The sequence below is a fragment of the Chryseobacterium phocaeense genome, from assembly GCF_900169075.1.
Taxonomy (GTDB): domain Bacteria; phylum Bacteroidota; class Bacteroidia; order Flavobacteriales; family Weeksellaceae; genus Chryseobacterium; species Chryseobacterium phocaeense.
Map to the genome: position 1 here is coordinate 2,330,933 of NZ_LT827015.1, position 12,305 is coordinate 2,343,237.

Consider the following 12,305-nt stretch of genomic DNA (forward strand, 5'->3'; position numbering starts at 1 on the left):
AACACCACTAACATTTATTAAATAAAAAATTATGAAAAATCTATTTTTATCCGTCATTGCTATAAGTTTTGCTGTTGTAGCCTGTAAAAAAAACGGAGCTGAAAAAACAGTATCTGCCGATACAGTTAATGTACAGTCTACTCCTTATGATACGTCCCAAAGCTCAAAAGACACGCTAACAAGCCATGACAGTATCAATACTAAAACCCATACAGGCGGCAGGAAAACAAGTAACAACAACACCGGTAATGGTACCGGCAATGTGAATGCGGCAATGTCAGACAGTCTGCAGCCCAGACAAAAGTAAATGAAAAAGCGGGAAGATATTCTTTAAAGGAAATTATTTATTCGATATAAAATAGCATCACTGGAACAATGATGCTATTTTGGTTTTATATGATATCCGAGCTCTATTACAGCTTCTGACCGGCTTTCAGTACAAAATCATTCCATTCCTTATTCAAATAGACAACAGCTTCTTTTTTCTGATTTTTATTCAGGGAAGAATAATTGATGGAGTTAAAAACCAGTTTTTTAAGCGCTTTCACATCCAGTTCCCAGTAGACAAAGGCTACCCAGAAATCGTAACTGAGACCATCATAGCCATACACGGAAGGATCATCACTGTTAATGGAACACTGTACGCCATTGCTTAATAAAACCCTCGCAGGATGATTCCGGAAATCACTGACATAGCCAAGGATCTGGTTGCTGATCGGGCTTATCTCAACCAATTTGCCTTGCTTCTTGATCAATTCCATAGATTTTGGAAAATAAATCAGATTCAGGCCATGGCCAATTCTCTGGTTATTCAGTAATGAGATGTCAAGAACGTTTTTATTGAGAATGGAATTGCTTTCTCCCGCATGAAGGAAAAGCGGCATATCCGTTCCGTATTTTTTGGAAAGATCATTAAGTTTTGTCCAATTGCTCTGGAAAGAATAAATGCTGTTTCCGGCAGCCTCGTCTGCAACAAGGTCAAAACCGGAGATCATATCCGGAAATTCTTTTTTGAGCCCGAAAGCCGTTTCAAGCTGTTTTTCAACATTGTCGGGATCTAAAAATTTAAAGCTGGAATAAATCAGCTTCAACGTAAACTGAGGATTTGACTGATGTACTTGTTTCAGAACGTCCTGCAAGTCTGTAATGGAAGTTTTTAAAGGATATTTTCCATGCTCAAAATCGTAGAGTTGATCAAATATAAACCTGATCTCCACATGCTGAACATTATCCTTTGCCAGATCCTGAAACCCTTTTAAATAATATTCTTTGAAAAACGGACGATAAGGGAGCAACAGATTAATTCTCTGAAAACGTTTCTCAAACTCGATCCAGTAATCTGTGTAACTGCATAAATTGTCCCGTTTCAGGATCAGAAGTTCCTTTAATTTAGATTCAAAACCAGGATCTGCAAGCAGTTTTTTGTCAAGGCTCACAAATCCTGCCGGAACCTTATCTTTAGCAAAAAAAGCCAGCTGTCCGAAAATGAACTGAGCATTATCTTTCTGATCGTAAACATAACATTCTTTATATTTTCTGGCAGTGGAAATCACCCATTGAACATCTGTAAAACCTCCGCTGTGGGTATGCAGGAGGCCGCCTTTCGGCATAGACTGAATGACCTCAAAGAGTCTGCTTTTTTCTATCAGCGGTTTTATTTCACCAAATGAACTGTTGAATAAAGAGATCTTCTGCTTGTCTGTATCAGTTACGAATTGCTTCCGTAGCTGAAAGAGCTTTTTATCCAATGCCGTTTCGGCATCAGAAAGTTGTATATCTGCATCAAAAGCCAGTGCTCTATTCTCCTGATCCAGCAATTTCCAGTTTTGTTCATACGTGGATTGTGCAGCCACATTATTCAGGCATCCGGTTAAAGGAAATCCAAAAAACAATAGGCAGGCAAGATATTTTTTCATCATAACGTCATAATATTGAAATTCAATTTGTACAGCAGTTATGTTTAACGGTTATTTTAAACAGTCCCTGGTATCAAAAGAATTATCATCAAAAATATAACTATTTTTTCTGAAAAAACAGCTTCTCCCCATTAAAAAACTGAATAGGCATCAACTATTTCTGTTAAAACCAACTGAAATGAAATTCCATTAAAGAAAAGAAGCCCTGAATTCCGAGGGAGAGAGCTTGGTCTTGTTTTTAAAGAGTTTGGTAAAGGACTGTGGATGTTCAAACCCCAGTTCATACGCAATTTCACTTACGGACAATTCTGTGGTGGAAAGCTTTTCTTTGGCTTTATTAATCAGCTGGTCATGAATAAACTGCTGTGTGCTTTGGCCGGTAAGCGTTTTCAGCAAACGACTGAGATAATTGGGGGACATATAAAGCTGATCTGCCACAAACTGTACTGTCGGCAGGCCTTTTGAAACAAGGTCACTACCTTCAAAATAATCGTTCAGTAAATTTTCCAGGCGGTTAAGGATTTCATGATGCGTGATCTTTCTGGTGATAAACTGCCTTTCATAAAACCTTTCTGAGTAATTGAGCAGGGTTTCAAGGTGTGAACTCATTATGTTCTGGCTGAACATGTCAATGTGAGCATGATATTCCTCCTTAATGCTTTCCATGATCCCGTTGATGGTTGCTTCTTCTTTTTTTGACAGGAACAGGGCTTCATTCACGGAGTAATCAAAGAAGTCGTATTGTTTAATGGTCCTGGCAAGAGGCATATTCCACAAGAAGTCCGGATGAATCAGCAGCATCCAACCAGATGGTGTGGTTTGGGAAAATGGATGGGTTTCTATTCTGAACACCTGGTTTGGGGCAATGAAAAATAGGGTTCCTTCATCAAAATCATACTCCTGCTGGCCATATTTCAGCTTTCCATTGATCCCGGTTTTCAGGGCAATCATATAAAAATCGAAGATCCAGTTGGCCTCACCGATATCAGCAGGACGTTGGACCGTGCTGTAATCAACGACACTGATCAGCGGATGTTCAGGAGGAGGCAGTCCCCTTGAACGGTGAAATTCAGTGATGGTTTTAATTCTTTTGGTGATCCGCTGTTCCATGCCTGTAAAGTTACGATTGTTTCTTCTGTTTACTTCCCAGTTTCAGTTATTCATTTCTATAGGCTTCAGCAAATTCTTTGGCAAAATCAGCAAGCTTCACCTTACCCAAAACGGGTTTGTGCTTTTCATAATCTTCATATAACTTACCGGTACGCTGGCTGATCTGGGTTTCTATAAATCCTTTCGCCACCTGCTCATTAAATCCTATGTTTAACCAGTTGTTCAGTATTTCTTCATCAGAAACAATTTCCCATTTCAGATCCGGTTGACCGATAGCAGCACCTAAAGCTTTTGCTATTTCATTCGGTGAAACCTCATCACTGGCCACATACCGGACGCTGTGTCCTTTAAATGGCTGTTCTATTTCCTCCGCAACCACTTCTGCAATATCCAGCGGAGAAACCCAGGGTTCTTTTTTATCGCCTCCCCAGTTTGAAATAATAGCCCCTTTATTTTTTATGGTACTTATGAATGAAAACAGGTTGAAATAAATACCTACAGGACGGATAAACCTGATCGCCACATCTTCCGGCATCTGTTTCAGGATCTTTTCTACATAATGGTGAAAAACAATAATCCCTGTTCCCTGATCTGTATGTGCCCCGATACTGCTGAGGTGCACCACTTTTTTTACGCCTGAATGCTCAACGGCAGTTTTATAATTTTCGCCTATTTTACGGATGGATTCTATAAAATCAACACTTTTATCGAACAGATCTCCTGCGGCTTCCATGGTTTCCATGAGATAAACTACATCCGCTCCCCTGAACGTTTCAGTTAAAAACGGAGCATCAAACATACTTCCGATCGCTGCTTTTGCACCAAGATTTTCAATAGCGGATTTTCTTTCTGCATTGCTGCTGATGACTGTTACGGAGTGACCTTTTTTAACCAATTGCTGTGTAAGCAGCTTTCCTATGTTCCCGATAGAACCTGTTAAAACAATATTCATTTTATTACATTTTTTGTTGATGTAAAATTCTGAATATTGCATAAAGCCGGCTTATCCGGATCTATCCTTTTCTTAGCCAAAACAGGTCTTATATAAAACAAAGGGACAACCCTCTCTGCAGCGGATTACCATTCATAATATTGCTTCAGCCATTGATCAAAGCTTTCTTTATATTTGTTTTGTGCATTTTTAATCACTTCATCCGGATTTTCAATGGGGCCTAAGCCATAATCGCCTTCCATCCATTTCAGATATTCTCCGAGATCTTCGCTTTCCCAGTATTCATCTCCATATTCCTCATCATCTTTATAAAAATAAGCCTGATCAAACTCTACGGAAATTTCGGTATCGTAGGTAAGCAGGTGCAGAAACTGCTTCATATTCTCAGCTACTATGTGAACGCCGCCTTCGTCCCCGAAGACCGCAACTGGCATCTGATCAATATTTTTATCTGTTCCATCATCCCAGATCACATAAAACGACCCTGAACCGTTGGCCTGAGCAAAAGGATGTAGGCGTTTTAAAAAGTTCTCATCATTACTCCAGGTCTTCAGACCGGATTTATCATCGATGAAAACACCAAAACCTTTGGTATAATTTTCAAACGAAGAAATATTGTTCTGAAAATAGATCAGTTTTTCCAATTCTACGGGAATGGTTTCCAAAGCTAAGTTTTCTTTAAATTCTGTTACGTCAATCATAATGAATTGTATTTAGTGCTTAACAAAAATAAGAGAAAATTTCACTCCGTTGTTTATTTTGATTTTTTCATGTTTAAAACTCTTTGCTTGAGCTTTGAAGACGGTTTTTCAATGACAAAACGATAGAAAAACCCAGTGAAAAGACATGCTGCCAGACAGATCAGCAGACAGATAGTATCTGATGTTTCCAGTGATGAACTGGTAAGGAAGATATTTCGTTACTTCCGGATCTTCAAAAAGATCACAAAAAAGGTTTTGTTCTTCGGGTGAAAACCGACGAATGATAAAGTCGTTGTCCTGATGGAGTATATTCATATTAAAGGTGTTCATAAAGGAAGTAAAAATACAAATTTTAGTACCGGGCAACAATAAGAAAACAGGATTAGCCGTTTATATTTCCGGCAGGAAGATGATCAGAAAGCACATGAGTCCGGAAAACTCTGACCGCGAAGACTGACATTAAATTTATATTAAAAAATAATCCGGGTAAAAAAATTAGCATCTGTAAATTAATACATTACGTTCATGGAAAATTTCATCCGATTCACCGGGTTTTTTCTGAAATTTAAAACGATGTATTTCCCAAAAGAATATAAAAAATTAATTTACAAGCATTTGTATATTCAGTGAGATGCATAACATCAGCCCGGCAGCCATTATGGATATTAAAAAAAAGTATTACTTTTGCTTGAAATAATAAATTGTTTTCAAGCATTTTTATTACTAATTTTAGTACACCAATTTTGTAAAACATTAAAATCCCTTCCAATGAGAAAAATAATTCTACTCATTACATGTATGTTCGGTATTTCAGTTTTCTCACAGATCAAAGTGTTGAAAAATGAAAGCCTGGTGGAAATTGGCAAAGATAATTCTGTAGGTTTATATAAAAAAGAGGATAAATTTACCATCAACTACCAGGACCTTAACACAAGTAACCTGAATACCATACGATCTTTTTCATTTCAAAACCTGGACGGGGATGTTTCCGGCCTGTACAAGCTGATTACAGACGGCTTTGTAACTACGCCCGATGAGAATGTAGTCCTGGAGCTTCCTAATGATATCATTGAACTTCATTTTGAGAAAAACTATGGCCAGCCAACGATGCAGTTTATCCAGTATATCAATAAAAACCGTAAATACGTAGGAAAATCCCAGTTTCTGAATCAAAAACAGGTTGAAAAGATATTCGGAAAAACCAACGGAAAATCTGCAATGTATGAGAAACCATCCACCATTCAGCAGATCAATGGTAACAAATCAACTTCAAAACAGGCTAACAATACTACCCCAGCCTCCGGAGGCGCCGGTAAGAATAAAAAATCAAGAAAATAATACGATTATTTTTCAATAATATTAAAACTCATTCATCCGGATGAGTTTTTTATTTTTATTTTTGCAGAAAGACATTAAGAATTATGCCGCTTCAGATCATCAATTTGACCAAAAAATTTGGGGAACAGACTGCTTTAAACCAAATCAATATTTCCATTGATAAAAATGAAATCATAGGTCTTCTGGGACCGAACGGTGCCGGGAAATCCACGCTGATGAAATCTATTGTCGGGGCACTTAAAATTGATGAGGGTGAAATTATTTTTAATGGGATGAATATTGCGGAAAACGAAATTGAAAGCAAGAAGAAAATAGGTTTCTTACCTGAAAACAATCCGCTGTACATGGAAATGTACATTAAGGAATATCTTCAGTTTGTGGCCAACATCCATAAAATTCCGTCTACCCGAGTGGATGAAGTGATCGAGCTTGTAGGCATCACGCCCGAAAAATCGAAAAAGATCGGCCAGCTGTCAAAAGGATATAAGCAAAGAGTTGGACTTGCACAGGCCATTATTCACCAACCGGATCTGTTAATCCTTGATGAACCTACCAACGGGCTTGATCCTAACCAGATTATTGAGATCAGAAATGTGGTGAAGGAAATCGGTCAGCAGAAAACGGTGCTGCTTTCCACCCACATCATGCAGGAAGTGGAAGCTTTGTGTTCACGTGTTATCCTGATCCACAAAGGAAATATTCTTCAGGACTGCCTTATTGATGAGTTTAAAGGCAGATTCAACAGTCTGGAGGAAGCTTTTGCAAGTTATACGGCTGTTTCTTAACGTGTTATCAAATGGCGTTATATTTGATGTTGTAGATTCAACCTAAAAACTCATTAAAATGATCAAAAAGGCTTTAACCGCTATATTCTGCATCAGTCAGTTTACCTTTGCTTTTGCAGCTGAAAGACCATCTGTGATCACTACATCTGTTGAAGTTCAACCTTTTCAGCAGGTGCCCAAAACAGTAATCATCAAAACCAAAAAATTCAAGATCAGAATTGACAAGCAACCTAACGGAAAATACCTGTACCAGTCCTGGGCTGCCAACACTAAAATCACTTCAAAACCAAATATGATCATCAGTGATGGTGAGCTTGTTCCGGACGGTTCAGGGGGAAATTATTATTTCCGATTCCTGAATAACGGCTATACCTATGAAGTATGGAGGAATTACCTTACAGATTCAGCGTCGAAGGCTCCTTATACTTTGAGCGTAACGGATGAAAATGATAAACAGATTGTCAATCAGGACGGATTTGTGGTGAAACAGTAACCCAATCAACCTTAGTATTTTCTATTTGCACAAACAGAACGATTGAAAAAACAATCGATCAGTAAACACATGTGTCTTAATAACATGCTTTGGGTTTAAGCCTTGAAAAAGTTCAGGCTACAGCTGTATTCACCGGTTTTTATGTCTTGATTCCTCTTCTCATCACCAAGGCGACTTATTTCTTTGGAAAATCCGCCTTGAATACTTATATGCAGGATCACTTTCAGGCAAATTCTGGATGTACAGCTACATCAGCATAGGCTGTTTATTGTTTATGATCGGTTATATTAACATCGTAAAAGAGCAAGTTGGAAAAAATAAGAAGAAGAAATAAACTGCAAAACAGCATTGAGATGTACTCTGAATTCCGGGATAAACCGTTATTTAAAACCAGAAACCATCCGAAAAATTTGTCTTATGAACCAAGCTGTTTCAGCTGTGAACGGAAAATGCTTGCTTCATAGCTTTCTTCCGCGGCTTTATAACCAATATTGAAAATCTCTTCCAGACGGTCTTTCCTGCGTTCAAAAGTTCCGTAAGAAGATAGCTTCTGAGATGATATAAACCAGTCACAGTAATCGAATTTTCCTTTTTCGACCCTGTATGACAGAAGATCGTAAGAGCGGGAAACAATGGCTTTAATGGTCTTGAGATCTTTAATTTCAATATCATGCGGCGGGGAAACAAAAACCCCGATCAGCTTATCGCATTCTTCCCGTATAATGTCTGCAGGGAAATTATTAAGAACTCCCCCGTCACAATACATTTCATCATCAATAATATATGGCGTGGTCACTCCGGGAATGGAGCATGATGCAATAATGGCATCCACCACCTCAAAGTTTTCGTCAAAAATTTTCTGGGTTCCGGAAACAAGCTCTGTTGCTACAATTTTCACCTCCTTGTTCAGATCTCCCAGTTTCATATCATGAAAAATAGGCTTCAGATAATTCCTGAAAATCACGGAAGAAACCAAACCCGGTTGATTGAACGTAAAATGTTTCCAGTTGAAAAAATAAACCGAATTAAAAAACTCCAGGATCTCATCCGGTGTTTTCCCAACGGCATAAAGACATCCTACAATAGATCCCGCACTGCAGCAGGACAAAACCTCTACATCGATCTTTTTTTCGTTCAAGAATTTTAAAACTCCTGCATGGGCGATCCCTTTGGTACCGCCTCCTGACAAAACCAGTCCTGTTCTCTCAAAATTCATAGAATAAATGTATGAAAACAGGGCGAGAAAATAAGGTTAATTTTCATAAATATAGCGAATTTAGACTTATTTTAATCTGAGTATGGTTGAAAAAGTTAAGATTAAGGGGATGGAAGATGGATGGAAGTTAATATCAGATCATAATTAAAACAGTCCTGTTTTATTTAAAACATCAATATATCTTCCCTCTTCCAGCTTCACTCCTCCCTACACTAAGATATTTATTGATAAAATAGGCTGCAAAAAGGTTTGGAATCCAGCATAACCACGCTACCGCCAGATAAGAATTTTCAGGATCCCCGGTCCAGGATTTCAGTAACGGATACCATAATCTCAGCGTAACGGCAGCAAAAGTACTGGCATAGCTGTACACCATCAGGTGTTGATGCCTTTGAATATTCCCTTTTTTCACATTCAGGACAGAAGAAACGGTGGTGATCAGCCAAATACAGCTTAAACAGATAAATCCTAAGGATGAAATAATCCCGCCGTTGGCATACAGACCTATATAAATCCCGGATATTGAGCTGATCAGAACAGAAAAAACATACACCTTCCCTATTACCCGGTGAACAGCAGGGTATTTATTCCGGAATTTCGGTCCGAATTGCCTCCATCCGATAAACAATGCCAATCCTCCAAAAATAATATGCAGGAAGAATGAAATCCTCCAGATCAGGTTTTGCACCACTTCCGGAACCTTCGTACCCAGAAAAGTATTTTTATGCTCAACAAAAACATAGATCAGGGGATAGGCACCAATTATTAATGCCAATACACAAATGATCACAAAAAGAAAATTTTTCATAAAGTCACCTCATTAAAGTTTCCCCAAAAGTGAGAAATAGATGAGGTTCAAATGTTCCAAAATGAAAGGTGGCACAAATTTCAGTGGTTCTTTTCTGCCTGTACATGGCATTTTTATGTTTTAAAACCTGGACCTGCGTTATGACAGATCCGGGTTTAATGTCTTAAAAAAGTCTTCGGGCCAGATGTCCAAATTTGTTTTTATTTAAGCAGATATTCCTGCATAAACCTGATGGTTGCCAAACGCTGGAAGTCTACATTCTCTTTCTTTCTGAATCCGTGGCCTTCATTTTTAGCTTCAAGATACCACACTGTTTTTCCCTGGGCTTTCAGCTTATCTCTCATCTGAACAGCTTCCGTAACAGGAACTCTCGGATCATTTGTTCCCTGAATGATAAACATTGGCTTTTTAATTTTGTCTATATTATTCAGAGGGGCAATTTTCGTGAAAAATTCAGCCATTTTAGGAATTCTTTCATCACCATACTCTACTCTTCGCAGGTCTCTCCGGTATTCTTCCGTATTTTTAAGGAAAGTATTGAAATCTGAGATTCCCACGATATCTACGGAACATCTGATCTTATCCGCATATTCATACGCCGTGGCCAGCGTCATGAATCCGCCGTAGCTTCCTCCCATGATCATAATCCTGTCCTTATCCAGTTCCGGCTGTTTGGCGATCCAGTCTAATAAAGCTCCGATATCTTTCACGGAATTCATCCTCAGATCCCAGTTATCGGCAGCAATAAACGTCTTTCCAAAGCCGGATGATCCTCTTACATTGGGATAAATCATCGCAATTCCCATTTCATTGGTAAAATAGTTCGATGAGCCGATAGAAGATGCCATCGACTGGCCTTCAGGACCTCCGTGAATAGAGATGATCACCGGTCTTTTTCCTGTAAACTTAGATGCAGCAGGATAGTAGAATCCTGTGATCTTCATTTTATCAAAACTGTTCCATGCTATCAGCTTGGGAACAGCCATATCTGCCGGCTGCATTTCGCCCTGCTCGCTTTCTGTCCATCTTTCGATATTGTGGCTGGCCATATCCATTCTGTAAACATCTGCTCCTGAATTGGCCGCTGAACTCGAAAAATAAAGGGATTTCCCATCATTCGAAAAACTCACTCCGCCAATCAGTCCGGTTGGGATCTGGCTTATCTGGGTATATTTTCCTGTGGCTGTATCCATCATATACATCTTGTTGATTCCGCTTTCATTGGTAACAAAGGCCAGCCTGGAATGGTCTTTGGAAACTTCATAATCCTCCACATTCCACGGAATAGCAGAGGTCAGGTATTCTATTTTCTTTGTTTTTATATTCAAAACGGCCAGTCTGGTGAATTCATTATCCCGGTCCGTCAGGTAGAAGATTTCATCATTATTTTTCCCGAAATCTGCGTGAACCTGTACCACTCCTTTTTCTTTACGGTCTGTGATGGGTTCCAGCTTTTTGGTTTCCAGATCATAGATGTACAGATAAGAATCATTGGCGGAAACATATTCTGAGATCAGAAGCTTTTTACCATCATCGGAAAGATCAGAGATCCCCCAGCCGCCGCCTTTCACTTCCAGGATCAGCTGTGTATCTTCCGGCTTTAAGGGGTTCATATAATATATATCCCTATCGCCTCCGTTTCTTTTGGTGGATGAAAAATAAAATCCTGAGCCGTCTTTTTTCCAGGTTACTCCACCATTCTGAGACCTTCCTCCATCGGTAAGAAGTTTGGATTCAAGGGTTTTCAGATCAAGCTTATACAGCTGCCCGAATTCATTTCCTCCTGTATCCTTCGTGTAGATCAGGTATTCTCCTTTTACCGGCTCATAAGAAGCATTGCTGACAGGTTCATCAAAAAAGGTAATCTGTTTTCTTGCACCCATGGGTACAGAGATCTTGTGAAGCTGATTGGTAGACGCAAAACGGGTAACCGCAATGATTTCCTTACCATTCGGGTGGACGCCTGCAAGGCCGGCATTCCTACTTTCAGAATACTTTTTAAGGGCCTGGTTCAGGCTTTTGGGAATAGGCAGGATATTTTCTGCAATAAGATTTTCATTGGGAGTGATCACCTCACTTTTCCCTTGTGCAGAAAGCATTCCGGCCAGTAAAAAAGCAAGAACAGTATATTTGTTTTTCATGTTTACAATTTTTGACTGAATTTACAAAAAAACCACAGAAGGAAATCTATGGTATTAATTTTACTGAAAATATAGAAATGGAGAAGCTGGAAGTTGGAAGAAGGAGGATGGAAGTTAATATCAGATCGGTAATTAAAAATAATCTCACTTTTATTTAAAAACCCCAATATCTCCCTTCTTCCTTCTTCCAGCTTCCTATCTATCATTACTTTTTGTCGTATCGTTCCAGGATCTTTACTAAATCACTATCCTCAGCCATAATATCTATCATTGATGAAAGATCGGAATAGGCTCCGAACAATTCTTTCAGCTGCGGTTTTACTCCCGGTGCCTTAAAAAAAATTTCGGTGATGGTTTTATCTTTCCGCATGATGAGATAGTCCCTGTTTTTGGTTTCATAGGTATAAATTGGACCCGTGTAGAAGCTTTTTCTGTACCATTGTGTCTTACGCCCGCTATACATCACCTGAAGCAGCCCTGATTCTTTGGAAAGAACAGATCTGGCATTGACAAACCTTCTTCTGACATTTTTCAGGTCTTTCATTTCCAGATATTGAATATTATTTTCTTCCACTTTTATTTTTTTATCTGAAGGATCCAGAACGGTGATCTGGCGGATATAAGTGGCCGGAGAAAACTCGTCGTTATCATACAAGCCAATATTCAGGATTTTTGTTTTTATGGTATCCTTCGAGTTTTTCAGAACATATTTTGCAGGAAAATAGGTTTCTTTAAACATCTTTTCTTTCTGGGAAAATAGAAAACTGAAACAGAGGGAAAGCAGTAATACAATAGTTTTTTTCATAAGTATTTTCATAAAAAAAGCCCGGAACGAATCCGGACTT

At 38.8% G+C, this 12,305-nt stretch carries 13 protein-coding genes; 4 read left to right on the forward strand and 9 right to left on the reverse strand.

The window, feature by feature from the left end; genetic code table 11:
- Positions 1–31: 31 nt before the first annotated feature.
- Positions 32–307, forward strand: coding sequence for a hypothetical protein (locus B7E04_RS17305; protein ID WP_080779758.1), 276 nt, complete (start codon positions 32–34; stop codon positions 305–307).
- Positions 308–413: 106 nt separating this feature from the next.
- Here B7E04_RS17305 and B7E04_RS17310 read toward each other — a convergent pair whose 3' ends face one another.
- The 5 genes from B7E04_RS17310 to B7E04_RS22010 all read right to left on the reverse strand — a co-directional run bounded on the left by B7E04_RS17310 (position 414) and on the right by B7E04_RS22010 (position 4,994).
- Complete coding sequence (locus B7E04_RS17310; protein ID WP_080779760.1) at positions 414–1,919, reverse strand: amidohydrolase family protein; 1,506 nt, start codon at positions 1,917–1,919, stop codon at positions 414–416.
- Between the two features lie 186 nt (positions 1,920–2,105).
- The gene (locus B7E04_RS17315) at positions 2,106–3,026 is read right to left on the reverse strand and encodes an AraC family transcriptional regulator (protein WP_080779762.1); all 921 of its coding nucleotides are present in this window, start codon (positions 3,024–3,026) and stop codon (positions 2,106–2,108) included.
- A gap of 46 nt (positions 3,027–3,072) precedes the next feature.
- The gene (locus B7E04_RS17320) at positions 3,073–3,978 is read right to left on the reverse strand and encodes an NmrA family NAD(P)-binding protein (RefSeq protein ID WP_080780733.1); all 906 of its coding nucleotides are present in this window, start codon (positions 3,976–3,978) and stop codon (positions 3,073–3,075) included.
- A 125-nt stretch (positions 3,979–4,103) separates the two neighbouring features.
- Positions 4,104–4,679, reverse strand: a complete 576-nt coding sequence (locus B7E04_RS17325; protein WP_080779764.1) for a hypothetical protein — start codon at positions 4,677–4,679, stop codon at positions 4,104–4,106.
- A 108-nt stretch (positions 4,680–4,787) separates the two neighbouring features.
- Positions 4,788–4,994: a hypothetical protein gene (locus tag B7E04_RS22010; protein WP_139785430.1), complete on the reverse strand. Its 207-nt coding sequence runs from the start codon at positions 4,992–4,994 to the stop codon at positions 4,788–4,790.
- Positions 4,995–5,447: 453 nt separating this feature from the next.
- Here B7E04_RS22010 and B7E04_RS17335 point away from each other — a divergent pair, with 453 nt between their 5' ends.
- From B7E04_RS17335 to B7E04_RS17345, 3 genes are all read left to right on the forward strand, one after another.
- The gene (locus tag B7E04_RS17335; protein WP_080779768.1) at positions 5,448–6,017 is read left to right on the forward strand and encodes a hypothetical protein; all 570 of its coding nucleotides are present in this window, start codon (positions 5,448–5,450) and stop codon (positions 6,015–6,017) included.
- A gap of 83 nt (positions 6,018–6,100) precedes the next feature.
- Positions 6,101–6,802 (forward strand): ABC transporter ATP-binding protein, encoded by a 702-nt coding sequence (locus B7E04_RS17340; protein ID WP_080779770.1) that lies wholly within the window; start codon positions 6,101–6,103, stop codon positions 6,800–6,802.
- Positions 6,803–6,860: 58 nt separating this feature from the next.
- Positions 6,861–7,295: a hypothetical protein gene (locus B7E04_RS17345; protein WP_080779773.1), complete on the forward strand. Its 435-nt coding sequence runs from the start codon at positions 6,861–6,863 to the stop codon at positions 7,293–7,295.
- A gap of 415 nt (positions 7,296–7,710) precedes the next feature.
- Here the strand turns inward: B7E04_RS17345 and B7E04_RS17350 are convergent, their stop codons facing one another.
- The 4 genes from B7E04_RS17350 to B7E04_RS17370 form a co-directional block, all read right to left on the reverse strand.
- Complete coding sequence (locus B7E04_RS17350; RefSeq protein ID WP_080779775.1) at positions 7,711–8,511, reverse strand: patatin-like phospholipase family protein; 801 nt, start codon at positions 8,509–8,511, stop codon at positions 7,711–7,713.
- A 172-nt stretch (positions 8,512–8,683) separates the two neighbouring features.
- Complete coding sequence (locus tag B7E04_RS17355; RefSeq protein WP_080779777.1) at positions 8,684–9,319, reverse strand: DUF2306 domain-containing protein; 636 nt, start codon at positions 9,317–9,319, stop codon at positions 8,684–8,686.
- 200 nt (positions 9,320–9,519) lie between these two features.
- Positions 9,520–11,460 carry a S9 family peptidase gene (locus tag B7E04_RS17360; protein ID WP_080779779.1) on the reverse strand — a complete coding sequence of 647 codons (1,941 nt, stop codon included), beginning with the start codon at positions 11,458–11,460 and terminating at the stop codon, positions 9,520–9,522.
- A gap of 205 nt (positions 11,461–11,665) precedes the next feature.
- On the reverse strand, positions 11,666–12,265 hold the full coding sequence (locus B7E04_RS17370; protein WP_139785431.1) for a hypothetical protein: 600 nt from the start codon (positions 12,263–12,265) through the stop codon (positions 11,666–11,668).
- Between the last annotated feature and the right edge of the window lie 40 nt (positions 12,266–12,305).